The sequence below is a fragment of the Lysinibacillus sp. CTST325 genome, assembly GCF_054665055.1.
Genome location: NZ_BAAFHO010000008.1, coordinates 130,482 through 154,291, shown reverse-complemented (window position 1 = coordinate 154,291; position 23,810 = coordinate 130,482). Strand labels below are relative to the sequence as shown.

Below are 23,810 nucleotides of genomic sequence, written 5' to 3'. Positions count from 1 at the left end.
TGCGTTTTATCTCCTTAATTGGTTATCTTATACATAGTGTAGTTGGGAAAGCTTATGGTGAAATGATGGCTACCTTAAAGTATTCTTAAAAGAAGGGTGATAGCATGCAAGACGCGTCAATTTTAGTATTAGAGGACGAACGTGCAATTGCAGAAATGATTGAAATTATCTTAAGAAAAGAAGGGTTTTTAAACATTACACTCTGCGACACTGTTCAAGAAGCAAAAAGGAAAATTGAAACGAAGGTTTTTGATTTCTATCTATTAGATATTATGCTCCCGGATGGTAGCGGACTTGATATGGCGAATATGATTCGAGAGCAAAGTGAAGCGCCAATATTCTTTTTAACGGCAAAAGGTAGTGATGCAGATAAGCTTCGTGGTTTTATGAACGGGGCAGACGATTATATTACGAAGCCATTTAATCCACTTGAGCTTGTTGCGAGGGTGAAGGTCCAGCTTTCGAGATATATCAAGAAAAAAGATGTTCCTGAAAGTCATTTATTTTCATGCAGTCGATTTACATTCGATATCGATGCAGCGGAGGTGACTGTAAATGGTACAAAGGAAATTATTAGCGGTAGGTTATTTTATTTATTGAAATATTTATGTGAAAATGTAGGGCAAGTATTATCGAAGGAGCAAATTTACGAGCGCGTATGGGGTGACTGTTTGTTCGATGATAATACTGTGATGGTTCATATTCGAAAACTGCGAGAAAAAATAGAAAAGAATCCAGGTAAACCAACCTGCATTATTACTGTAAGAGGTATCGGTTATAAACTTGTTGGAGATGTTCATTCATGAAGCCAGCTAGAAGATTAACGCTTCGTTTTGTATCTTATTTCATTATTTTTTATTTACTATTCATTGCAGGCTTTATTATAAGCTTGGTGTTGTTTACAATCTTTATCAATAGTCATGTCGGTGACGATATTCACATAATGAGTTCCTCTGAAATTAAAGATGATGCTGTCGTAGAAAAAGGAGAATCTATTAAGATTGCTGATTATTTAGTGAGGCGAGCTAAGGAGAACTTAGGGCAATTATATTTGTTCGATAATTCGATGGACATTGTTGATTACACGGGAGATACATGTGAACTATGTAGTATGACAGATAACGAAATAATGACTCTTAAAAGGCCGGGAATGCACACGTGGGAGATTCCTAAATACCATTTGTTATTCCTCCCGGCCTTACCTGTCCAACCGCTTTTTGAGGAAGTAGTTCGGGATTGGAAGGAAAAAGGAGAGGTTTCTTCAGAACTGCTCCAGCGTTTACAGGATAAGAAGGCCTCAGTTGAAATCTATAATAAGCAGTGGGATCGTGTAGAAGTCATTGGTGAGCGCTATAAAAAGCTCCATAAGCCTCAACTGCTGGAAGAGAACTACGATATTTTTGAGTATAAAGAGCTTTCGAGAAATGCTGCTTTAGAGGATGGTTCGACACTAGTTGTACGTATGCCGAACCCATCATATAAGCCATTTGACGAGCCATTTACTAAAGCGATGGTTTTATTTGTTTCCATCTTCTTTGGTGGACATATTATATTGTTAATAGGGATCATCTTTTTATCGATTAGCATTTCCCGTCAATTTGTTCGTCCGCTTATTTATGTAATATCTCGTATCGAGCGACTAACCCAGTTTGACTACAGTAAAGTAAGAGATAAAAGTATCCATCACCGGAAGACAGGGAAGTTAAAGAGGAAATTCAAATTATTCCAGCCAGTTGATGAATCAATTAATAATTTATCAAAACGCCTCTCTTCTAATGAAAGGCAAATTAAGCATGCAGAGCGATTACGTGAGGAATGGATAACAGGCTTATCCCATGATTTAAAGACACCGTTAAGCTCTATTTATGGTTATTCAACAATGCTAGCTTCCGAGGATTATGAGTGGACAAAGGAAGAAATGCGCGTCTTTGCAACTACGATGCAGGAGAAGGCGACGTATATGGATGCTCTTATACGAGACTTAACATATACGTATCAATTAAAAAATAAAGCGATACAGCTTGAAAAAGTGCTGTTACCACTTAACGTATGGTTACCTCAATTTGCAGATGAGCAAGTGTCTGTAAATGTTTATGGGGATGTCGTACTTGAAGCGGACGAGCTTTTATTAAAGCGTATTTTAGATAATCTAATAACCAATGCTAAAAAATATACTCCTGACGGTACAAAGGTAAACGTAGAAGCGCAAAATATAGGCCAGGAGATTATGCTGACAATCGCCGACCAAGGTCCAGGAATTCCTCAAGAGGAGCTCGATAACCTCTTTGAGCGATATTATCGAGGTACTAACACTACGGATGATGCAACGGGTACAGGTCTGGGATTGGCTATTACTAAGCAGTTAATTGATTTACACAATGGTTCCATTAGTGTCAAATCAGGAGCGGAAGGTACAGTCTTTGTAATAAAGTTTAAATGTAAGTAGTAGTTTTTTGGCCTCAAAGAATCAACCCCACGTTATGATCATGAGCTAGTTGTTGATTGATAAAGTAAAGAAAACACTGTTAATTTGGGCAGTACAAGTGATGAAACATTCACCTGTACTGCCTTTTTGTGCCATTTGAGTATTGGAGTGTAATTTTTTAGGGGATTACCCCTATATGAACAGCTCTCTCTTATACCTATTATTAAGGTGTAAAAGTTGTATACGAAAGACAGCGTGATAAGGAGGATATACACATGAAGACTTCTTTTAAAGTAGTCATCGTTGGAGGAGGAACTGCTGGCATTTCAGTAGCTGCACGTTTACTTCGTCAATCTCATTCGCTTCAAGGGGAGATTGCCATCATAGATCCTGCAAAAAAACATTATTATCAACCACTCTGGACATTGGTGGGAGGTGGTGCAGCAAATAAATGGGACTCTGAGCGTGAAATGAGGTCCGTTATTCCTAAGGGAGCTGTTTGGTTAAAAGAAGCTGTTAGTAGTTTTGATCCCAATCAAAACCAGGTACTAACACAAGAGGGTACAACATACACGTATGATTTTTTAGTAGTTGCCGGTGGGATAGAGATTAACTGGGGTGCTATTAAAGGGCTAGAAGAAGCACTTGGAACTAAAAGTGTATGCAGTAATTACTCTTTTAAGCATGTGGATTATACGTGGGAAACGATCCGTAATTTTAAGGAGGGAACAGCATTATTTACACATCCGAACTCTCCAGTAAAATGTGGCGGTGCTCCACAAAAAATTATGCATTTGGCAGAGGACTATTTTAATAACGTCAATGTTCGTGACAATATCAACGTTATTTTTGGTTCGGCCAATCCAGCAATTTTCGATGTTTTAAAATATCGAGAAGCACTTGAAAAGGTAATTGAGCGGAAAAATATTGATGCTCGATTCCGTCGTAATTTGATTGAAATTAAGGCGGATGAAAAAATAGCTATCTTTGAAAATTTAGATACAGGCATATTAGAAGAAATTAAATACGACATGATTCATGTGACACCATATATGTGTTCACCTGAATTTATTCGAACAAGTGCATTAGCAGACGAATGTGGATGGGTAGATGTCGACAAATTTACTTTGCAACATAAAAAGTATAGCAATGTGTTTGGAATAGGTGACAATGCCAATCTCCCAACTTCCAAAACGGGTGCAGCTATACGCAAGCAAGCGCCTGTTGTTGCGCAAAATCTTATTTCTTTAATGCGACAACAGCCAATGACACAAATGTATAATGGCTACTCTTCTTGCCCGATTGTAACAGGCTACAACAAACTGATATTAGCTGAGTTTGATTACAATAAAGAGCCTGTCGAATCTATGCCTTTTAACCAGGCTGTGGAAAGATCCAGTATGTATTTCATGAAAAAGGATTTACTGCCTGTCATGTACTGGGATGGCATGTTGAAAGGAACAATGTAATGACAAATGAAGGGAGGCGACAAGCGTGGCTAATGCAACGGTAAGTATGAGCGAAGAATTATATCAAATAATCGAAATGCTTGAGAAACCAGAAGTTCGGCACTCTTTACAGCGATTGTTGGATAAATTACCGAATGTAGAGCAAACGATAGATTCGGCTGAAAATGTTGTGGATTTTGGAAAAGCAGTACTGACGGATGAAAAGACAATAGATCGATACGAACAATTTGTCACTACTTATAATGTAGGTTCAGAAACGATAACAGCTATTGTACAGCTTATAGAGAAATTGCCAAAGCTTGTTCAAATCATTCATCAGTTAGAAAACATCGTTGATTTTGGAAAAGCAGTACTTCAGGATAAACAAACGACAGAATATACAATGAATAATTTAAAGAGCTATATCGATCCGTATGTTGAAAAAGGAAGGACAGGTTTGGATTTCTTAAAAATGGTACAGCAAAGAGCAGAAGAAAAGCCTCAGCATATTAATGTTTTTTCAATTGTTAAATGGCTGAAAGATCCTGCTGTTCAAAAAACACTGAATTATGTCCAATCGGCATTAGATATTTTAAAAGAAAAAAATTGAGTATAAAGGGGAGTTTAAACATGTTATTACGATATTTTTACGATGAAAAATTAGCACACGCTTCTTATGTTGTGGGATGTCAGGCGAAGGGAGAAATGGTTATCGTTGATCCGATGCGTAATATTGAACCCTATCTTGCATTAGCAGAAAAAGAGAAGATGCAAATTGTTGGCGCATTAGAAACGCATATCCATGCTGATTTTGTAGCAGGGTCTCGTGAGTTAGCAGACCGTGTTGGAACAAAGATGTATATTTCCGATGAAGGGGATGCTGATTGGAAGTATCAAAATCTGGAAGGTATTCCTCATCAATTATTAAAAGAGGGTGATGAATTTAGTATAGGTAATCTTATCTTTAAAGTTATGCATACACCTGGGCATACGCCTGAAAGTATCTCCTTCTTATTAACGGATCGTGGCGGCGTAGCAGATAAACCAATGGGAATTTTCACGGGTGACTTTGTCTTTGTAGGTGATATTGGACGCCCTGATTTATTAGAAAAAGCTGCTGGGATTCAGGGTACATCACTATCTGGCGCAAAAGCAATGTTTAAATCATTAGAACGCTTTAAGGATTTACCAGATTACATGCAGCTTTGGCCGGCTCATGGAGCAGGTAGTGCTTGCGGTAAAGCGTTAGGAGCTGTGCCGTCCTCAACGGTTGGGTATGAGAAGCAATTCAACTGGGCTATGCAATTTGATGATGAGCAAAAATTTATTGACGCTTTACTAGAAGGTCAACCGGAGCCTCCTTATTATTTCGCTGTTATGAAGCGTGTCAATAAAGTAGGGATAGAGCTTATTAAAAACTTACCGCCAGTGAAGGCTGTGTCAAGCTATGAAGAAATTGCTCAACTTCTTGCAGATGGAAAGCAAGTTATTGATACACGTCCAGCGGAAGATTTCTCACAAGGATTTATCGCTGGTACACTAAACATTCCTTACAATAATTCATTGACAAATTGGGCTGGCTGGCTAGTAGATTATACAAAACCATTGTATTTACTAGTTAATCTTTCGCAACTAGATAATATTTTAATAGCTTTACGTTCTATAGGTATCGACAATGTTGTTGGTTATGGGGATGTAACGAAAGTTTTGGAAGAGGCTACTTCTCTAGAAAGTTATGAAAATATAACGCCTTTAGAAGCGAAACCATTAATTGAAAGTGAACAAGTTCATGTGCTTGATGTACGCAATCAAACAGAATATGATGCGGGCCATATTGAAAACGCTCAGCATATTATGGTTGGTACATTATCTAAACGTTTAGATGAATTGCAAACAGATAAAAAAATTGTTGTACAATGCCAAGGCGGCGCTCGATCTGCAATGGCTGTAAGTGTACTGAAAGCAAAGGGCATTCATAACATTGTAAATTTAACGGGCGGCTACATGGCATGGCAACAAGAGATAATGGCTAAAAAAGAAAGTTTTATTTAAAGAGGTTGTTCTAAAAGAAAAATAGCATACTAGTAATCCTAGTCTGCTATTTTTCTTTGTTTAGCACTTTGAAAGATGAGAAGTAGAAATCGTTATTTTTAATCAAAATGGATTATGAGACTCGTCTGTGAAAGCTAAACGGATTTAGACAACCTTTTTTCTCGTTAAAAGGGGTTAAAAAATGATTATTGCAAGTTTGAGTATATGCCTTCTTATTATTGGTAGAATGATATATAAACGTCATGTCCCGGTACGTCAAATACAGGAGTGTTTACCGCGAGAGTTAAATGCGGGAACGGCGATAGTGGATGTACGTGATTATAATGATTCTTACAAATCACCTACACCCAATGCATTAAATTTACCAATTTCCTATTTGGTCCGTCACATACATGAACTACCAAAAAAGCCCCTTCATATTATTGCATCAACACAGCTAGAAAAAAATATGAGTGTTCGTATCATTCGGAAAGCAGGGCATGAAGTTAAGAGTTATAGCTTGATAGAAGAAAAAGTATAGGGCAAAGTATGCTGGTTGGTAACTTAAAGGAATGCATTGATTCTTGTTGTGCTTTCAATTTTAAGTCTGGAGTGTGTTTAAGTTGGAGAAAGAACAGCTATATTTACAGCAAATATTTCAATATATTCAAGATGGAATTATGATTATGAATCACAAACGTGAGATTTTAATGATGAATCCCTCGGCGGAGCGGTTAACAGGATGGAAATTAGGAGATCGAGTGCCCTTTTGTTCATTTTGTGAAAACCGTCAAAAGTCTCCAAACGAACATACGTGTTATTTAATTGAACATAATGAGATTCCCTATTTTTTATCGAAAATGCCGACGTATCATGGTAGTAAGATAGATGTTGAAATGAGCACAGCATTGATGTATACAGACGGTAAAACAAACGAGCAAGAGTTTTTGCTTGTATTGCGAGATCAGACTCTTCAGTTAAAGGAAGAAGAGGCCCGGATTTCAAAGCTTATTATTAAAAAGCTGATTGAGGCAAAAGAGGAAGAACATAAAAGGCTTGCGCAGGAATTACATGATGGCGTTGGCCAATCATTATATACAGTATCTGTTGCACTACAAGCGATTGAATCTTATGTCAAAGACAATGAAAAGCTAAATACGTATATTGAAGAAGTACGCAATGAGCTAGAGCAAGTAATGAATGATATTAAATTGTACTCTTATCAACTTCGCCCTCATAGCATTGATCAGTTAGGAATTACACCTACATTAGGCACCCTTGTCGATTCAGTGCAAAAGGTACATCCTGATATTGCTATATCGTTAGAAACAGATTTTGAAGAACGTTGTCATCCATCTGTAGAAATCAATATTTATCGCGTCGTACAGGAGGCTTTACACAATATTACTAAATATGCCAAAGCTTCTAAAGTCGTCATTCGGCTCGAAAAGAAAGCTACAAATTTAACGCTCAATATAGAAGATGATGGCGTAGGATTTAATCTACAGCAAGTGAAAAAAGAAGGGCTTGGCTTAAAGCATATGGAGGAGAGAATTACATTGTTAGGCGGATTTTTTAATATTACTTCAGCTCACAATAAAGGTACACAAATTAGCATTCAAGTACCTAATTGGAAGGATGACTTTAGATGATTCGTGTTTTAGTTGTAGATGATCATGTGCTAATCCGTAAAGGAATTGTTCTTTTATTGGAAAATTATATAGATATAGAGGTTGTAGGTGAAGCGGGTGATGGAGCGGAGGCGATCACTCAAGCAATATCATTAAACCCGGATGTCGTTTTGATGGACGTATCCATTCCGAATGGGTTAGATGGATTTACGGCTACTCAAGAAATTCATAAGCAAATGCCTAACGTGAAAATTATTATGTTAACAATGCACAATGAAGTTGCTTATATTCAAAAAGCTATTGCTGTTGAAGCCCATGGCTATATTTTAAAAAATAGTCAAGGTGGAATTCTCTATGAGGCTATCCATGCTGTATATAGTGGTCGCATATATTACAACGTTGGTATTCCGCAGGAGCAGATGGATAAATTATTTGAACATAAAGGGCATGAAGAACAATGCATTTTAACTGTGCGTGAGCAGGAGATTATGAGGTTAACAGTTCTAGGGTATACGAATATCCAAATTGCTGGGCAGCTATATATTAGTAGTAAAACGGTTGAAAATCATAAATCGAATATTATGCAAAAGCTCGATTTAAGTAATAAAGCTGAGCTTATTCAGTATGGGCTTGCAAATAACTATATGTAACAACTTGTTACTGTTGAAAACTGGTGCAATATGTAAAGTAAAATATATAGCACTTCGGCAAAATGAGGGGCTGATTTACGTTCCGACTAGGCGTTTTTTTATAATTATTACTTTGCTGACAAGCTAAGATCACTTGAAAGATGAGTGATCTTTTTTTATTTTTTAGGAATAATTTTCAATATTGTCACAGTGAGTAAAGCTAATAGTGGAAAACCCCTATATGTCTGAAATTGTAGCAGGACTATACTGAAAGCACATGAATAAAAGGAGGTGCAAGCACAATGGATATAACATTTATAATGGTGATTTTCCTGATTGGATTCGTTGGATCTTTTGTGTCCGGTATGTTGGGGATAGGCGGTTCAATCATTAAATACCCAATGCTACTATATATACCGCCACTTTTTGGCTTAGTCGCATTTTCAGCACATGAAGTTTCGGGTATTAGTGCGGTACAAGTGTTTTTTGCTTCGATTGCAGGGGTTTGGGCGTATCGAAAAGGTGGATATCTTAATAAGCCACTCATTATTTATATGGGGGGAGCCATTTTAGCTGGTAGCTTTGTTGGGAGCTACGGGTCAAAGTTTTTATCTGAAAACAGTGTGACTGTCGTCTACGGTATTTTAGCCTTGATTGCAGCTGTGATGATGTTTATTCCTAAGAAACAAATTGATGATAAGCCAATGAATGAAGTAACCTTCAACAAGTCGCTAGCAGCTATTTTAGCATTTATAGTTGGGATTGGTTCAGGGATTGTTGGTGCTGCAGGTGGTTTCTTACTTGTTCCGATAATGCTTGTTGTGCTCGGTATTCCAACGCGTATGACGATTGCAACTAGCCTAGCCATTACGTTTATCTCATCAATCGGAGGAACAATCGGAAAGTTAATGACTGGGCAAGTCGATTACTATTCTGCAGTAATTATGATAGTGGCAAGTTTACTTGCAGCTCCCCTTGGCGCAAAAATAGGTAAAAAAATGAATACAAAAATTTTGCAAAGTATTTTAGCCGTACTCATCTTAGCGACAGCGATTAAAATTTGGGTTGATTTACTATGATGGAAAAACAAAAGGCTGCTGCATATAAATCGCATGAGAAAAAGCTAATAATTATAAGTTTTTTAGTAGCGGGGATAATGTTTCTTTCGATAATTGGAAGAATTTTCGGAACCTAGGAGATGAAATAAAATGAATGATTCAGCTGTAATGTGGAGTCGAGCCTTAACGGAGTTAACATTATCATTTCATATTGTCTACGCAACAATTGGTGTTGGTATACCTTTAATGATAATGATTGCTCAATGGGTTGGATTGAAAAATAATGACGAACATTATTTATTACTCGCAAGAAGATGGGCAAGAGGGTTTGTAATTACTGTGGCAATCGGTGTTGTCACTGGGACAGCGATCGGACTGCAGCTATCGCTACTATGGCCAAACTTTATGGAGTTGGCTGGTCAGGTAATTGCATTACCTTTGTTTATGGAAACATTCGCGTTCTTTGTTGAAGCCATTTTCTTAGGGCTTTATTTATATACTTGGGATCGATTCAAAAATCCGAAGCGCCATCTATTATTATTGGTTCCGGTAGCTATTGGTGCTTCTATGTCGGCTGTTTTTATTACGATTGTGAATGCATTTATGAACGCACCGCAGGGCTTTGACCTTGTAGATGGAGAGCTTGTAAATATTCAACCAGTACTGGCTATGTTAAATCCCGCAATGCCAACGAAGGTAGCACATGTATTAGTAACATCTTATATGACTGCGGCATTTTTATTAGCCTCTATTGCAGCTTATCGTATGCTGCGGGGATCGAAGCATGTGTATCATAAAAAAGCGTTACACCTATTATTGAAACTTGGCTTAGTATTTTCAATAGCGGCACTGATTGTAGGTGACTTTTCTGGGAAGTATTTAGCTGAATATCAACCAGAAAAATTAGCTGCTGCTGAATGGCATTTTGAAACAAAAGAGGATGCTTCGCTTGTGCTATTCGGAGTGCTAGATGGAGAAGAAGTGAAATACGCCATTAAAGTACCATACGCACTAAGTGTATTGGCGCATAATAATCCTTTTGCAGAAGTAAAAGGTTTAGATCAATTTCCTGAGGACGAACAGCCGCCACTTTATATTCATTATTTGTTTGATGTCATGGTAGTTATCGGAACTTTACTAATTGTTGTTGCAGCTATTTATGTGCTAGGTAAGTGGCGAGGATGGAAGTTTATTTCTTCAAAAAGTTTTAAGAGAATAGTAGTAGCAGGTGGTCCGCTATCACTTATTGCTGTTGAGGCAGGCTGGTGGTTTGCGGAAGTAGGGCGTCAGCCTTGGATACTTCGTGGTTATATGAAAACGGCGGAAGGTGCTACAACAAGTGGCCAAGTCGATACTATGCTAATACTATTTGCGGGGCTGTACATTGTATTAGCGGTAGGAAGTATCGTTGTACTTATTCGTATGTTCCGTAACAATCCGATTGAACGTGAAATTGAAGAACATCAACAAGTGGAAGGATGTGCAGGGCAATGAGCTTAGAAATATTAGGGATTTCAGTACTATGGTTATTTCTATTCGGCTATGTCATTGTTGCGTCCATAGACTTTGGAGCGGGCTTCTTTAATGCGTATAGTGTCTTGATTGGTAAAGACCAAATACTAGCCAATGTTATTAAGCGCTATTTATCTCCGGTGTGGGAAATTACAAACGTCTTCCTTGTATTTTTCTTTGTTGGAATGGTAGGTTTCTTTCCTCAAACAGCTTATTATTACGGCACAATTTTGCTAGTACCGGTCAGTATTGCATTAATATTAATTGCAATTAGAGGGAGCTATTATGCATTTGAGTCCTACAGTGAAAAAGGTGGACATATTGGTTATACAATGATGTACGGAATTACTGGTTTATTTATACCTGCATCTCTTTCTATTGTGTTAACGATATCCGAGGGAGGGTTCGTGAAAATCGTAAATGAAGAACCGCATTTGCAAATGGTTAAACTTTTCACAAATCCGTTAACTTGGTCTATTGTGTTATTAAGTATAGTTGCAGTTTTGTATATTTCAGCCGTTTTCCTAACATGGTATGGGAAAAGAGCGCGAGATGAACATGCTTCTAATTTAATGCGAAAGTATGCACTCGGTTGGTCGTTGCCGCTCATAATAAGTGTAATAGGGATTATGGTGGAGTTAAAGGGACATGTGCCTGAGCATTATGAAAATATGTTAAATCTGTGGTGGCTTTTCGCGATTTCAGGTGTGCTATTTGTTGTCACATTAATTCTTTTATTTAAAAAGAAAAACTATGGCATAGCACTCTTTTTAATGGTTGCCCAATTTGGCTTTGCATTTTTCGGCTATGGTATTTCACATTATCCATATTTACTGTATCCGTACCTATCAGTCTATGATAGCTTTACAAATGAAACAATGGCAGTTGCATTAGTGATTACATTTGTTGGAGGATTAGTTCTACTCATACCTTCACTATATTTAGTAATGAAATGGTTCGTGTTTGATCGTGATTATGCTTGCGGTAAACATGATCATCATGCATAGGGGGAATTATAATGAATCAATTTATTATTTTGTATGCACCTTTTCTTGTAGTGGCTATTAGCATTGCGATTGGCTTTTGGATAGGACCGAAAGATCGTCAAATTAAGCGGTAGGCTGTGGACGCTGATCCCCAAAAGGGTCGTCCTGCTACTTATATAAAAAATGTCATCTCACCCATTTGATGTCGAACCTAATTTAAATAAAGTAAATACAAAAAGGGACTATATGAAAAGCGTGATACTACACTTTCCATATAGTCCCTTTAAGTGTCTAAAGATAAGTTTTACTTCATGCAACGCTCTGATGGTCGCTCAATTTTTACATAGCGCCATAAGCTATTAGCGATATCACGTGCCTCTTCTTCGTGTTCGGTTTCGACGAATGCTTTCCGGAAAGGTGTGAGAAGTGATTCAATAATAAAGAGCTTTGGTTTCTCAAGCTGTAATTCCTCTAATAAGAATTCTACATACTCTAAGCCTTCCGCTGTTTCATTCTTCGATAATCCCTTCTTAAAGCCTGTTAATTGCTCGATGACCGTTTCCTTATCAACTGTTTTATAGTTCGCGACGTTTTGTATCGTGTTGATCATTTCCGTACTAATGAGGATTTCTTTTGATTCAAGCATAACAGGTATAATTACGCTAATATTGCGTAATGCTACACGTACAATGGCTTCCCGATTTATATATTTATAATCAGCAATTAAGACAGCACGTATTGAAAGGTTAATCATACCAAGTGTCTGGACAGCACATTCGTAGCTAATTGGACTAATTTCTTCTCCAAAAACTTGTACAAGTCGGTTAGCAAGCCACTCCAGCTCTTGCAAATGATAGTTTAAAATAATTTTTTTTAGTTCATTATCACGAGAATGGAAAACCGATTCAAAAATTTGAATTAAATTATGTTCTCGATTGACATACATGAGTACCGCAACTTGCTGTGTTAATACTTCCAAATCAGTAGGATCTTTGCCGTAAAGCAGTTCGTGGCGGCGATTACTTGCCTCCTCACGCCCTTCGTCTAATATAGCGATTAAGCATTCATTTTTAGAAGATAAATGATTATAAAATGTGCCTTTTGAGATTTTGGCTTCGCTAATGATGTCGTTAATCGATGTATCAACGAATCCCTTTTCAATAAATAAGGCACGGGCAGCAGTAATGATTTGTCTTTTTCTTTTGTTCATAACCTCACCTTTTTTAAAAATATTATACTCTTATTCTATAGCTTAAACGCATATATATCAATGTTTTTAAAAAATATAATCTTAATTCTTGAAAAAAGTAGACTGCGAGTATAAAATAAGTTTTATCGAAAAAAACAAGAACGAATTGAGGGATATAAATGAATAGTGGTCAAACACTGAAAAAGCCCCCCTATGGAATGATTTCAATTTTATTTGTGGGTGCTTTTGTTGCTTTTTTAAACAACACATTATTAAATGTTGCATTACCAACAATCATGAAAGATTTTGGTATAACATATTCAACGGTACAATGGCTATCAACGGGCTATATGCTTGTAAGTGGGATTTTAGTACCTGCTTCAGCATTCTTTGTAACACGCTTTAAAAATAGACATTTATTTATTACAGCGATGTCAGTCTTTACAATCGGTACAATTATGGCTGCCTTTGCACCTAACTTTGGTATGTTACTTGCAGGTCGTATGGTACAAGCAGCGGGGGCTGCAAGTATGTCACCACTTCTAATGAATGTAATGCTGATTAGTTTTCCAAAAGAAAAACGTGGTGCAGCAATGGGTATTTTCGGTTTAGTAATGATTTCTGCACCAGCGATAGGTCCAACGTTATCAGGATATATTATTGAACACCATGATTGGCGTATGCTATTCCAAATGATTATTCCATTTGCTGTAATTAGTTTATTGTTTGGTATTTGGAAATTAGAAAACGTGATGGAAACACGCGAAGTTCATTTAGATTTCCCATCAGTACTATTATCAACAGTTGCATTCGGTGGTATTCTATATGGTTTCAGTACTGCAGGAGATAAGGGCTGGTCAAGTCCTTGGGTATATGGCACAATTTCAATTGGCTTTATTGCTTTAATCATCTTCATATTTAAACAAATACGTATGGATCAACCTTTACTAGAATTACGTATTTATAAATATCCAATGTTTGCATTGGGATCAGCTATCTCGGTTATCGTCTCAATGGCTATGTTCTCGGGGATGATTTTAACACCTGCTTATGTCCAATCGATTCGTGGAATTGATCCATTTAAAGCAGGCTTAATGATGCTTCCTGGGGCACTTGTAATGGGGATTATGTCGCCGATTACAGGGAAACTTTTTGATAAATTTGGACCGCGTATATTAGCGATTATCGGTTTAACGATTACATCACTTGCGACATTCGGTTTAACAAAGTTAGAACTAGATTCAAGCTATACATTTATCGTGTCTATGTACACAATTCGTATGTTCGGTATGTCGATGGTTATGATGCCAATTATGACAAACGGTTTAAACCAATTACCGCAAATTATGAACCCACATGGTACAGCCATTAATAATACTTTACAACAAGTGGCGGGGGCGATTGGTAGTGCTGTAATGGTATCGTTCATGAATACCCGTTCAAAAGCAACAGCCGAAGATTTAATTGCAGAAGCAAAAGCCAATGCAGCGCAATCAGGTGTTGCAGCAACGCCAGAACAAATGCAACAAATGCAGGATCAGATTGCACAAACTGCTTTATTAGATGGTATTACACACTCATTCTTAATAGCAGCTGGTGTTACAGTCCTTGCGCTAGTGCTTGCGTTCTTCCTAAAACGCGTAAAAATTGAAAGCTCAACGGCTTCTATGGATTTGAAAAAACCAACTAAATAATTTGTGATGTTTAGACCTGTTAGAGGAATTTTTCTTCTAACAGGTTTTTTGATAATCGAAATGAGGCAATTTGGGTGATGAATCGTAATTAGTTATCGATAAAAAAAATGTAGGCGATAAATTTTTTTATTAGTATTACATGAACAATTGAGGGGAAGTTTAAATAGAACAAATACTATTGAAAATCAAATGTTTTACAGAGATATTTTAAAAATTTGAGATCGAAAATATTGTATTTTTTAACAGTGGAGACAAAAAGCAAACTTAAATACGATGTATAGTTGATAAAATCAATGAATTTTGAAAAGATTGTCGAAATTGTGATTTAGCTCATTGAAATAATGTGTAAACAGTCTTATAATGGAGTTTGTAATGTCACCAAGACAAGATGAGGATGGAATTATGATGCACTTTTTGCAAAATAAAGTTAACATTGTAATAACAAGTTATACGAATTGCTATCCAGCTCTTGAGACTGGTGATTTGTAAGATATACGCGCTGTAACGACTGTTAAGAAGTGCCTTAATGGTCTTTTTTACATGGAAGCAATAAAATTAAAATAGTAATAGTGATGGCAAAGGAGAGTTCAAAATGTCAGAAACGAAAAACCAAACACAGTCTGAACAATTAACTGTGAGTCAAGAACAATTGGATGTGCTAGATCAATTATTAAAGCCTGAGGTTCAGGAATCACTTACAACTTTAGTTGAACAATTACCAAAGTTAACTGAGATGATGACGCTATTAACAAAATCATATGAGTTTGCTCAAGCTGTTGCAACTGACGAAGTGCTTAAAAATGATACTGTTGGTGCGGTAACAGAAATGGCTGGCCCAGTAGTAGGCTCAGCTAAAAACCTTGCAGCTACTGCAATTGAAGCGAAAGACCGTGCTTCTGAAAGCCAAGAAGTAATTGGTTTATTCGGTCTTATGAAAATGTTAAAGGACCCACAAGTTCAAGGTGTTTTCCGTTTTGTTAATGCTTTCTTACAAGTAAGCGCTGAACGTAAAGCTAAATAAGACTCGACTCGAGATACATTCAATTCGTAAGGACGGAGGATTAATTAATCATGTCAAAAGAAATCGTCATCTTAGGTGCTGGTTACGCTGGCGTTCTAACTGCATTAACAGCACGTAAGTATCTATCAGCTGATGAAGCTAAAATTACTGTAGTAAACCAATTCCCAACACACCAAATCATCACTGAACTTCACCGTTTAGCTGGTGGTACTATTGCTGAAGGTGCTGTTGCTTTACCACTTAAAAAAATCTTTAAAGGTTTAGATATCGATTTACAAATCGCTAAAGTTACAAAATTCAATGTAGACAGTAAAAAAGTTGACCTAGATACTGGTTATACTTTAAACTACGATACTTTAGTAGTATCTTTAGGTAGCCAAACTGGATTCTTCGGTATCCCAGGATTAGAAGAAAACTCTATGGTACTTAAATCAGTGAACGAAGCAAACAAAATTAACAAACACATCGAAGACCGTATTAAAGCATATGCACAAACAAAAGACGAAGCAGATGCAACAATCGTTATCGGTGGTGGCGGTTTAACAGGTGTAGAGCTTGTTGGTGAAATCGTGGACAACTTCCCGAAAATCGCAGCAAAACACGGTGTTAACTTTGCTGATCTTAAAATCAAACTTGTTGAAGCTGGTCCAAAAATCTTACCAGTACTTCCAGATGCACTTATCCAACGTGCTACTGAAAGCTTAACAAAACGTGGCGTTGAATTCATTACAGGTACTCCTGTAACAGGCGTTGATGGTAATGTCATCTCTCTTAAAGATCGCGAACCAATCGTTGCCAATACGCTTATTTGGACAGGTGGGGTAGCTCCACTTCCAATCGTAGGCGAGTCTGGCCTTGCTGCTGACCGCGGTAAAGCAACGATTAACGAGTTCTTACAATCAACATCTCACGATGATGTATTCGTAATTGGTGACGCATCTGTTGCATTACCAGCTGATGGCGGACGTCCGCTATACGCACCAACTGCTCAAGTTGCATGGCAAATGGGTGAGTGCGCTGGCTACAACTTATTCGCACAATACAAAAACCAAGAGATGAAGTCTTTCTCTGCAATTAACTCTGGTACACTTGCAAGCTTAGGCCGTAAAGACGCTGTTGCGACTATCGGTGCTAGCAACACAGAACTTAAAGGTCTTCCTGCAACACTTATGAAAGAAGCGTCTAACATTCGCTATCTTACACACATTAAAGCGCTATTCGGCTTAGCGTATTAATATTTTAAGGGCATGAATCAATAGTAATATTGAATTCATGCCCTTTTTTTGTTTTGTTAGGGTAGTTAGAGAGACGGTTAGTAGAGCTAGGGCGACGGAAAGAAGAGTCGAAGTGACGGAAAGAAGAGTCAGAGCGACGGAAAGAAGAGCCAGGGCGACGGAAAGAAATCAGAGCGACGGAAAGAAGAGCCGAAGTGATGGAAAGAAGAGTCGGGGCGACGGAAAGAAGAGCCAGAGCGATGGAAAGAAGAGCCAGAGCGACGGAAAGAAGAGCCAGGGCGACGGAAAGAAGAGCCAGGGCGACGGAAGGAAGAGCCAGGGCGACGGAAAGAAATCAGAGCGACGGAAGAAGAGCCAGGGCGACGGAAAGAAAAGTCGGAGCGACGGAAAGAAGAGTCGGGGCGACGGAAAGAAGAGCCAGGGCGACGGAAAGAAGAGTCAGAACGACGGAAAGAAATCAGAGCGACGGAAAGAAGAGCCAGAGCGACGGAAAGAAGAGCTGGGGCGACGGAAAGAAGAGCCAGAGCGACGGAAAGAAGAGTCAGAACGACGGAAAGAAGAGCTGGGGCGACGGAAAGAAGAGCCAGGGCGACGGAAAGAAGAGTCAGAACGGCGGGAAGAAATCAGAGTGACGGAAAGAAGAGCCGAAGTGACGGATAGGAAGGCCAAAGCGACGGATAGAATCGCCAAAGTCGTGGATAGAACACCCCAAATCGTGGATAGCCCCGACAGAGCGACGGAAAGAAGAACCAGAGCGACGGAAAGAAGAGTCAGAACGGCGGAAAGAAATCAGAGCGACGGAAAGAAGAGCCAGGGCGACGGAAAGAAATCAGAGCGACGGAAAGAAGAGCCAGAGCGACGGAAAGAAGAGCCAGAGCGACGGAAAGAAGAGCCAGAGCGACGGAAAGAAGAGTCAGAGCGACGGAAAGAAGAGCCAGGGCGACGGAAAGAAATCAGAGCGACGGAAAGAAGAGCCAGAGCGACGGAAAGAAGAGCTGGGGCGACGGAAAGAAGAGCCAGAGCGACGGAAAGAAGAGTCAGAACGGCGGAAAGAAATCAGAGCGACGGAAAGAAGAGCCAGGGCGACGGAAAGAAGAGCCAGGGCGACGGAAAGAAGAGTCAGGGCGACGGAAAGAAGAGTCAGAACGACGGAAAGAAATCAGAGCGAAGGAAAGAAGAGTCGGAGCGACGGAAAGAAATCAGAGTGACGGAAAGAAGAGTCGAAGTGACGGATAGAATCGCCAAAGCCGTGGATAGAACGGCCAAAATCGTGGATAGAACACCCCGAGTCGTGGATAGCCCCGACAGAGTGACGGAAAGACCAGCCAAAGCGATAAACAAAGTGATCGATACGACAGCAGAATACCATTATGCCTTATCCCAACATTTTAAGTAGCACCTCTTATAATAGGAGATGCTACTATTTTTTATCGCTATGCCTCCGAAAGCGAAGCGATAGCATCGAAATCTATTCTAGTCATTGAGTTCAGAAATATTTCTATAAAAACTGGACTTTGAAGGTTGAACATTAAAAATTAGCAGTATCGTTGCTACTACAAACATGATGATGGCTGCAGAGACAACAACATATCGAATAGATATAATTTCAGCTGTAACTCCAAAGACTGCAGTTATGATAATAATGAACAAAGCCTCTACAAAACCGTAAATACTGCCTATTCTCCCCATACTATCGACAGGAATGTTGTTTTGATAAAAAGTATAGAAACCTGTATTGGCAAAGGCAGTTGCAAAGGACAAAATAAAGCATCCAAAAGAAGCGATTAGAAATGTGTAAGAGGATGTAAAAGTTAAATAGCCTAATGCCGTTATTAACGAACCCATTCCTATTAGCCAAGCAGTCGGCACTTTTTCAACGATTGCTGTATTCATTAAAGAGCCAACTAATAGACCAGCACCTGCTATGCCCACTAAAACACCGTATTCACCTTCGGATAATGAAAGTACTTGAGTAGCAAAGGCAGCCTCTAAAGAATCCGTTGCCGTCATCATAACAATCATCGCACTAAATAAAATATAGATCATCATAATATAAGGGTTTTTAAGGCTAAATCTTATAACAAGCTTCCAGTCATTGAATAATACCTTGTAGGAAATTTTCTCATCTGCTTTACTAGCCAGCTTTTGATTGGCTTCGACATTAGGCATACCTAATGTAATACAGGCTGAAATAAATAAAGCAATGGCATTCAAGTAAATCGCCATATTAGGCGTTCCAATCGTAAACAGCAGTCCTGCAATGGCTGGACCGGTTATGAATGCGCCGGAATCAAGAAAGCTACGAAGCGCGTTAAAACGTTTTCTTTGTTCAATTGGTATTAATTTCGTAATGTAGGTCATGGAAGTTGGATGATACATAGAACTAGCCATTGTGATCACAAAGACCATAAAATATATCCAAGTCAACGTAGAGAAGAAAGGTAGTATGACAATTAGTAAAGATTCGAAAAGATTGAGAACAATCATGAGAAATTTTTTATTTAAACGATCTATCAAACTACCTGACCAAAAGCTGGCAAAAAGTGTGGATGACGCTCTAACAATATACAAACCGGACACAGCTATAGCTGACCCTGAAAGGTTTAAGACAATAAGATTTAAAGCTATAAAATAGATCCAGCTTCCAACGCTGGAAACACCAATACTAAACAATAATATAGCTGGATAACGCCATGCTTCTAATAATTTATTCATGCTCATATAAATTCCTCCTTGTAGTTATGACAAGTAACTAAAGCAAAAAAATCCCACCTCCAAGACGATTTGTCTTAGGGACGAGATTGTGGAATTTATACTCACGTGGTGCCACCCTAGTTCACTATTATGTCGCCATAATAGCCTTTTCAGTACGGCATAAATACTTATGCTTATACTGTTACTCTGTAACGGGAGTTCCCGTCGCATCATCATTCAAGCAGAAATCCAATGCGCTACTCCGAGGCTTGTTTCAATAATTCGTTCTTACTCGTTTTCAGCAACCCGAGCTCTCTGGGAAGAACAGCCTTATTTACTCTTCTCTTCAATGTATTTTCGATAGTGTAGCATATATTTGGAATTTTGGTAAAGTATTTAATTTTTGAAACATTCCGATAAACTATGAAATTGTTCCGATAAATCTTGAAAACATACCGATATTTCATGAAAAGGTTCCGATATTTTTATTAAAGATAAGCTTTAAGCCCCGTTAATAGTGACTGACAAAGAATCACCGACTCAACTGTATGATTTGCTATTTCAAGAGAATGGTCAGCATTTTCTATAATGAGAAGCTCATGTGAAGAAAGTTGTTCTAAACTTTCTTTAGAGTAATGAGGGTCAGCTGTACCGATTGCAAGAAATGCCTGCCTTCCAAGCAAATTTTTCATAACATGCTCAAGTGACAGTAGGGGTGTTAAAAGTACATAACGAGAAGGAACAGATGAAGACTGCTGCATATAAAAATCTGTAATAGGCAATGTTCCGAGTGATTTTCCAATGTATACAGCTTCTGTATAAGATTTTGTGCTTAAAACATATTCCACAATAGGATTCGCGGCATTATAAACCATTGCTGAAATAGCTTCTGGCTCCTGCTCAAATTGCTTTGAATTAAATGAATAGCATACTTGTACTACATCATAGCCAAGCTCTAGCATTAGCTCAGTGGAATAATAAAGAAGTGGCTTTTCATACGTGTAGCCTGTGCCAGAGAACATAAAGCACACCTTGTTACTTTCTAAATCAAAGTAATTGTATGTAACATCATTGTATTGTTCTTTTCTCGGTTTGATTTTCATCATAATTCCTCCTTGTCATACCAAATTGTTGAAAGGTCGATGTGCCCTAAGTGGTTGAAGTCCAATTCTAAAATATCGTGGGCAAACGGTATATCATCGAGATGTGTAAATAATGGTATCAAAATAGCTTCTTCAATTAAATAGTTGTTTAAAGAATCGAAAAGTAACGGCCATTCTGCCATCGTGGCTAATTTAAACTTTTCAAAGATATTTTTAAAATATTTATCTTCTTTGCATACTTTATAAATTGGAGAAACTGGGTTGAACATGGCATGCAATTTGTGAAAAGCACTATTTACAGTTGTGACATTCGTATAAACAAATGCATCGTACTTAAGAGGTTGAAGACTATCTTTAATATATTGAGATAGTGTTAATACTTCTGTTTGAGGGTGATAACCATACTTTGTTAAAGATGAAATTAAGCATTGGTTTAGATTGATTTTCCCTTTTGGCACGCCGATTTTTAAAACCTCTTTTTTACATAGGGGTAAGATAGTATTACCAAAACTACTTAAATGATTTTGTAATGAAGAGTCCTTTTGAATAGCTTTATATAAATGCTTGTGTATTATGTTTTTAATATGTTGCCTTTGCGCTTTAGTTGAACAAGCCTCTTTATTTTTATTTAAAATTACTGCACAAACCCCGTTTTGGATATTTATTTTTTTGCGATGAATGTCAGTTGATAAATTAGTTTGACAAAACGAATTAGATCCTTTTGGAAGTATGTCTAATTCTACCGTATGCAATAATGCTCGCATGCCAAAATAATTGTCATATGCTTCTAAAACAATTTGATGGGGTGTATGTTTTGATATTGCAAATGAACCTGTTCCGAAAACTACATTATCTTCAATTTTATAGATACTCGCTTGTATATCTGTTAGTAAGTGTAGTGCGTATGTGCAAGATTCCGAAAAAATAAAATCAATTGTCCACATATCAACAATGATAATTTCTCGAATAGGCTGCCATAAAGGAAGATGTAGTAGTTGACGCAAACACCAAGCTACATCATGTGCTGTTAGTAAATCGCCATTGTGGAATGCAACATTTTTTCGTAAATAAAGACGCAATGTTATGTCATTAACTTTCCAATGGTGCGCGAGAGAAGGAATAATATTACCATTCGCATCTGCTTCAACTAAACGATTTGTTAAATTGGATAAAAGTGCAGCACTATAAATATCGTTTACTTGATTAGGCTGTAAAGTATAAATAGGGTGGTAGATAGGTACAATCAAACGCTCATTATATAGGATATTGTTTTTTATATTTTGTTGATATAGATGCTTAAAGTTCATTGCTAAAGAATCCGTTAAATTAGGAAATGCAAATAATTCTCCCCAATCTATCATAGTCATTGTAGAGAGATGGGATTTAAGCTGATCTACAATAATTTGTTCAATATCTCCATGCCATTGAATTTTGGACAAGTGTCCACGCCCATTCCCAGCATTATAATTTAGCCAATTGTGTTTCTGAAATAATTTAAGATAACGATTCAATTGTTTAGGACTTATTTTTAATAAAGTAGCTAATTGCTGTAGATGAAAGGTACCGTTCTTCTGTTGACAATAGAGTGAAAGTAAATAAAATAGTGTTTTATTTTTTGAAAGAAAGGTGGACATTTAATATCTCCTTTTGTCTCTTTTTATGGAAATTATTCTATTTTATACTTTTACTATAACAAGGAGGGGGAAATTTATGAAGGCTGTGATCATTAATGAGTTTGGTACTTCTGATGTTTTAAAGTATGGGGAATGTCCAAAGCCCACTATTTCAGCAGGGGAAGTATTAATACGTACGACATATACGAGTGTGAATTTTGCTGATATTAAAAATAGAACAGGTAATAAAGCAAAAGCAAATTTTCCAATGATACTCGGTTTAGATGTAGCTGGTGTAGTTGAAGAGGTTTTTGAGGGGAACAGTATTTTTAAAAGGGGAGACCAAGTTATTGCATTCCCGAAAAATGGAGCCTATGCAGAATATGTGGTGGCTAAAGAGCAGCTCGTCTTTAAAGTTCCGGATGATGTCCCTTTGGAAAAGGCGGCTGCTGTGCCAACGGTTTTGTTTCTATCCTATCTTTTGACACATCAAATCGCTCCAATTAGCTCAGATGATAGCGTATTAATTCATGCTGCATCTGGTGGGGCAGGAACAATGCTGATTCAAATGGCGAAAAAGCTAGGCGCCAAGAAGATTATTGGTACAGTTGGTGATATGAAGAAAGCGACAATTGCCCTTGAACTAGGTGCACATCATGTACTGACATACGATAATTTTAGTGCGCAAGTCAATGAATATACGGATGGTCATGGTGTTAACATTATTTTTGACTCCATTGCTGGGGATATTACGGAAGAGAGTTTTAACTGTTTAGCTCCGTATGGGACGCTAGTGCAATTTGGAAATAGTGGTGGTAAAGCCGGGAATATAAAAACATCTGATTTACATGGTAGCTGCCGCAATGTGAAAGGTTTTAGCCTTGGAACGACTCGAGCTTCTAAGCCTGAAATGCTACAACAAGTTGCACAAGAGATGTTTGCATTGTTGAAGGATGAAAGTTTCCAAGTACCAATTGCTAATATCTTTGCATTAGAAGACATGCAGAAAGCGCATGATTTGATGGAAAGTCGCCAGCATCAAGGGAAGATTTTAATTAAAATATAAAATGAACAACCTCTGTATAGTAATCAACATGCTATACAGAGGTTACTTTTATTTTAGAGCCTGTAGCTCGAAAACAGCATTGTGGTGAGTGGATGGCCCAAAATCAAGCCCACCCATTAAGAATTACCACATAGTTTGTAAGTATAATCCTAAATAAACATTTTTCAACAATAAACAGGAATCTCCTTTAAACAATTGTTAAAATGAGGTATTATTATATAGATTTTTGTCTTTCTCTACCTTATTTTGATATTGTTATTTGTTTTTGGCCAACTTTTTATTATAATATTATATTTGGCCTCTTTAAATACATACTGCATCTAACTATGGTATTTATTTCATTTAGATTTAACGAGTGTATCAATGTTAAAGTGTTATATGGCTAATTTAAGTGATGTAAATATAATATTAAAACATTAAATTTGATAGACTCTTCACTAAATATTTGTTAAACGTATGCCGTGTTTTTAGGTTG

General features: G+C 37.6%; 22 protein-coding genes and 1 other annotated feature. Of the genes, 16 read left to right on the top strand and 6 right to left on the bottom strand.

Annotation, left to right across the window (positions count from 1 at the left end; translation table 11 throughout):
- The first annotated feature begins 104 nt into the window (after window positions 1-104).
- The 12 genes from ACYQ73_RS18005 to cydS all read left to right on the top strand — a co-directional run bounded on the left by ACYQ73_RS18005 (window position 105) and on the right by cydS (window position 11,854).
- Window positions 105-806 (top strand): response regulator transcription factor, encoded by a 702-nt coding sequence (locus tag ACYQ73_RS18005; RefSeq protein ID WP_460013764.1) that lies wholly within the window; start codon window positions 105-107, stop codon window positions 804-806.
- A complete protein-coding gene (locus ACYQ73_RS18000; RefSeq protein WP_460013763.1) occupies window positions 803-2,446 on the top strand; it encodes a sensor histidine kinase in 1,644 nt (547 codons plus the stop codon). The genes ACYQ73_RS18005 and ACYQ73_RS18000 overlap by 4 nt, the downstream gene beginning before the upstream one ends.
- 254 nt (window positions 2,447-2,700) lie before the next feature.
- On the top strand, window positions 2,701-3,894 hold the full coding sequence (locus ACYQ73_RS17995) for an NAD(P)/FAD-dependent oxidoreductase (RefSeq protein WP_460013762.1): 1,194 nt from the start codon (window positions 2,701-2,703) through the stop codon (window positions 3,892-3,894).
- Between the two features lie 25 nt (window positions 3,895-3,919).
- On the top strand, window positions 3,920-4,483 hold the full coding sequence (locus ACYQ73_RS17990) for a helical membrane plugin domain-containing protein (RefSeq protein WP_460013761.1): 564 nt from the start codon (window positions 3,920-3,922) through the stop codon (window positions 4,481-4,483).
- Between the two features lie 20 nt (window positions 4,484-4,503).
- Window positions 4,504-5,925, top strand: a complete 1,422-nt coding sequence (locus ACYQ73_RS17985) for an MBL fold metallo-hydrolase (RefSeq protein WP_460013760.1) — start codon at window positions 4,504-4,506, stop codon at window positions 5,923-5,925.
- A gap of 181 nt (window positions 5,926-6,106) precedes the next feature.
- Window positions 6,107-6,445, top strand: coding sequence for a rhodanese-like domain-containing protein (locus ACYQ73_RS17980; RefSeq protein ID WP_460013759.1), 339 nt, complete (start codon window positions 6,107-6,109; stop codon window positions 6,443-6,445).
- Between the two features lie 73 nt (window positions 6,446-6,518).
- A complete protein-coding gene (locus ACYQ73_RS17975) occupies window positions 6,519-7,556 on the top strand; it encodes a PAS domain-containing sensor histidine kinase (RefSeq protein ID WP_460013758.1) in 1,038 nt (345 codons plus the stop codon).
- Window positions 7,553-8,185, top strand: coding sequence for a response regulator (locus ACYQ73_RS17970; protein ID WP_460013757.1), 633 nt, complete (start codon window positions 7,553-7,555; stop codon window positions 8,183-8,185). The genes ACYQ73_RS17975 and ACYQ73_RS17970 overlap by 4 nt, the downstream gene beginning before the upstream one ends.
- Window positions 8,186-8,466: 281 nt before the next feature.
- The gene (locus ACYQ73_RS17965) at window positions 8,467-9,243 is read left to right on the top strand and encodes a sulfite exporter TauE/SafE family protein (RefSeq protein WP_460013756.1); all 777 of its coding nucleotides are present in this window, start codon (window positions 8,467-8,469) and stop codon (window positions 9,241-9,243) included.
- Between the two features lie 129 nt (window positions 9,244-9,372).
- Window positions 9,373-10,716 carry a cytochrome ubiquinol oxidase subunit I gene (locus tag ACYQ73_RS17960; RefSeq protein ID WP_049667236.1) on the top strand — a complete coding sequence of 448 codons (1,344 nt, stop codon included), beginning with the start codon at window positions 9,373-9,375 and terminating at the stop codon, window positions 10,714-10,716.
- Window positions 10,713-11,741: a cytochrome d ubiquinol oxidase subunit II gene (locus tag ACYQ73_RS17955; protein WP_460013755.1), complete on the top strand. Its 1,029-nt coding sequence runs from the start codon at window positions 10,713-10,715 to the stop codon at window positions 11,739-11,741. Before ACYQ73_RS17960 ends, ACYQ73_RS17955 begins: the two co-directional genes overlap by 4 nt.
- 11 nt (window positions 11,742-11,752) lie before the next feature.
- Window positions 11,753-11,854 (top strand): cytochrome bd oxidase small subunit CydS, encoded by a 102-nt coding sequence (gene cydS, locus ACYQ73_RS17950; RefSeq protein WP_460013754.1) that lies wholly within the window; start codon window positions 11,753-11,755, stop codon window positions 11,852-11,854.
- 170 nt (window positions 11,855-12,024) lie between these two features.
- Here the strand turns inward: cydS and ACYQ73_RS17945 are convergent, their stop codons facing one another.
- On the bottom strand, window positions 12,025-12,930 hold the full coding sequence (locus tag ACYQ73_RS17945) for a TetR/AcrR family transcriptional regulator (RefSeq protein WP_460013753.1): 906 nt from the start codon (window positions 12,928-12,930) through the stop codon (window positions 12,025-12,027).
- A gap of 158 nt (window positions 12,931-13,088) precedes the next feature.
- Here ACYQ73_RS17945 and ACYQ73_RS17940 point away from each other — a divergent pair, with 158 nt between their 5' ends.
- From ACYQ73_RS17940 to ACYQ73_RS17930, 3 genes are all read left to right on the top strand, one after another.
- Window positions 13,089-14,603, top strand: coding sequence for an MDR family MFS transporter (locus ACYQ73_RS17940; protein ID WP_460013752.1), 1,515 nt, complete (start codon window positions 13,089-13,091; stop codon window positions 14,601-14,603).
- Window positions 14,604-15,195: 592 nt separating this feature from the next.
- Complete coding sequence (locus tag ACYQ73_RS17935) at window positions 15,196-15,624, top strand: helical membrane plugin domain-containing protein (RefSeq protein WP_049667242.1); 429 nt, start codon at window positions 15,196-15,198, stop codon at window positions 15,622-15,624.
- A gap of 50 nt (window positions 15,625-15,674) precedes the next feature.
- A complete protein-coding gene (locus tag ACYQ73_RS17930) occupies window positions 15,675-16,859 on the top strand; it encodes an NAD(P)/FAD-dependent oxidoreductase (protein WP_460013751.1) in 1,185 nt (394 codons plus the stop codon).
- A 438-nt stretch (window positions 16,860-17,297) separates the two neighbouring features.
- On the opposite strand, the gene ACYQ73_RS17925 is transcribed toward ACYQ73_RS17930, so the two are convergent.
- The 5 genes from ACYQ73_RS17925 to ACYQ73_RS17905 all read right to left on the bottom strand — a co-directional run bounded on the left by ACYQ73_RS17925 (window position 17,298) and on the right by ACYQ73_RS17905 (window position 22,290).
- On the bottom strand, window positions 17,298-17,549 hold the full coding sequence (locus tag ACYQ73_RS17925) for a hypothetical protein (RefSeq protein ID WP_460013750.1): 252 nt from the start codon (window positions 17,547-17,549) through the stop codon (window positions 17,298-17,300).
- Window positions 17,550-18,018: 469 nt separating this feature from the next.
- Window positions 18,019-18,228 (bottom strand): hypothetical protein, encoded by a 210-nt coding sequence (locus ACYQ73_RS17920; RefSeq protein ID WP_460013749.1) that lies wholly within the window; start codon window positions 18,226-18,228, stop codon window positions 18,019-18,021.
- Between the two features lie 104 nt (window positions 18,229-18,332).
- Window positions 18,333-19,580 (bottom strand): MFS transporter, encoded by a 1,248-nt coding sequence (locus tag ACYQ73_RS17915; protein WP_460013748.1) that lies wholly within the window; start codon window positions 19,578-19,580, stop codon window positions 18,333-18,335.
- A gap of 67 nt (window positions 19,581-19,647) precedes the next feature.
- Window positions 19,648-19,912, bottom strand: a binding site (T-box leader).
- A 129-nt stretch (window positions 19,913-20,041) separates the two neighbouring features.
- Window positions 20,042-20,656: a hypothetical protein gene (locus ACYQ73_RS17910; RefSeq protein ID WP_460013747.1), complete on the bottom strand. Its 615-nt coding sequence runs from the start codon at window positions 20,654-20,656 to the stop codon at window positions 20,042-20,044.
- A complete protein-coding gene (locus ACYQ73_RS17905) occupies window positions 20,656-22,290 on the bottom strand; it encodes an ABC transporter substrate-binding protein (RefSeq protein ID WP_460013746.1) in 1,635 nt (544 codons plus the stop codon). Before ACYQ73_RS17905 ends, ACYQ73_RS17910 begins: the two co-directional genes overlap by 1 nt.
- A gap of 76 nt (window positions 22,291-22,366) precedes the next feature.
- Here ACYQ73_RS17905 and ACYQ73_RS17900 point away from each other — a divergent pair, with 76 nt between their 5' ends.
- The gene (locus ACYQ73_RS17900) at window positions 22,367-23,335 is read left to right on the top strand and encodes a quinone oxidoreductase family protein (RefSeq protein ID WP_460013745.1); all 969 of its coding nucleotides are present in this window, start codon (window positions 22,367-22,369) and stop codon (window positions 23,333-23,335) included.
- Window positions 23,336-23,810: the final 475 nt, after the last annotated feature.

What these genes read in the sequence shown, in the direction of transcription:
- ACYQ73_RS17980 (WP_460013759.1), top strand. Translation starts at nt 6,107, where the DNA reads ATGATTATTGCAAGTTTGAGTATATGCCTTCTTATTATTGGTAGAATG.
- ACYQ73_RS17985 (WP_460013760.1), top strand. Translation starts at nt 4,504, where the DNA reads ATGTTATTACGATATTTTTACGATGAAAAATTAGCACACGCTTCTTAT.
- ACYQ73_RS17915 (WP_460013748.1), bottom strand. Translation starts at nt 19,580, where the DNA reads ATGAGCATGAATAAATTATTAGAAGCATGGCGTTATCCAGCTATATTA.
- ACYQ73_RS17940 (WP_460013752.1), top strand. Translation starts at nt 13,089, where the DNA reads ATGAATAGTGGTCAAACACTGAAAAAGCCCCCCTATGGAATGATTTCA.
- ACYQ73_RS17995 (WP_460013762.1), top strand. Translation starts at nt 2,701, where the DNA reads ATGAAGACTTCTTTTAAAGTAGTCATCGTTGGAGGAGGAACTGCTGGC.
- ACYQ73_RS17935 (WP_049667242.1), top strand. Translation starts at nt 15,196, where the DNA reads ATGTCAGAAACGAAAAACCAAACACAGTCTGAACAATTAACTGTGAGT.
- ACYQ73_RS17930 (WP_460013751.1), top strand. Translation starts at nt 15,675, where the DNA reads ATGTCAAAAGAAATCGTCATCTTAGGTGCTGGTTACGCTGGCGTTCTA.
- ACYQ73_RS17965 (WP_460013756.1), top strand. Translation starts at nt 8,467, where the DNA reads ATGGATATAACATTTATAATGGTGATTTTCCTGATTGGATTCGTTGGA.
- ACYQ73_RS17910 (WP_460013747.1), bottom strand. Translation starts at nt 20,656, where the DNA reads ATGAAAATCAAACCGAGAAAAGAACAATACAATGATGTTACATACAAT.
- ACYQ73_RS17900 (WP_460013745.1), top strand. Translation starts at nt 22,367, where the DNA reads ATGAAGGCTGTGATCATTAATGAGTTTGGTACTTCTGATGTTTTAAAG.
- ACYQ73_RS18000 (WP_460013763.1), top strand. Translation starts at nt 803, where the DNA reads ATGAAGCCAGCTAGAAGATTAACGCTTCGTTTTGTATCTTATTTCATT.
- ACYQ73_RS17955 (WP_460013755.1), top strand. Translation starts at nt 10,713, where the DNA reads ATGAGCTTAGAAATATTAGGGATTTCAGTACTATGGTTATTTCTATTC.
- ACYQ73_RS18005 (WP_460013764.1), top strand. Translation starts at nt 105, where the DNA reads ATGCAAGACGCGTCAATTTTAGTATTAGAGGACGAACGTGCAATTGCA.
- ACYQ73_RS17945 (WP_460013753.1), bottom strand. Translation starts at nt 12,930, where the DNA reads ATGAACAAAAGAAAAAGACAAATCATTACTGCTGCCCGTGCCTTATTT.
- ACYQ73_RS17970 (WP_460013757.1), top strand. Translation starts at nt 7,553, where the DNA reads ATGATTCGTGTTTTAGTTGTAGATGATCATGTGCTAATCCGTAAAGGA.
- ACYQ73_RS17920 (WP_460013749.1), bottom strand. Translation starts at nt 18,228, where the DNA reads ATGGTATTCTGCTGTCGTATCGATCACTTTGTTTATCGCTTTGGCTGG.
- ACYQ73_RS17905 (WP_460013746.1), bottom strand. Translation starts at nt 22,290, where the DNA reads ATGTCCACCTTTCTTTCAAAAAATAAAACACTATTTTATTTACTTTCA.
- ACYQ73_RS17960 (WP_049667236.1), top strand. Translation starts at nt 9,373, where the DNA reads ATGAATGATTCAGCTGTAATGTGGAGTCGAGCCTTAACGGAGTTAACA.
- cydS (WP_460013754.1), top strand. Translation starts at nt 11,753, where the DNA reads ATGAATCAATTTATTATTTTGTATGCACCTTTTCTTGTAGTGGCTATT.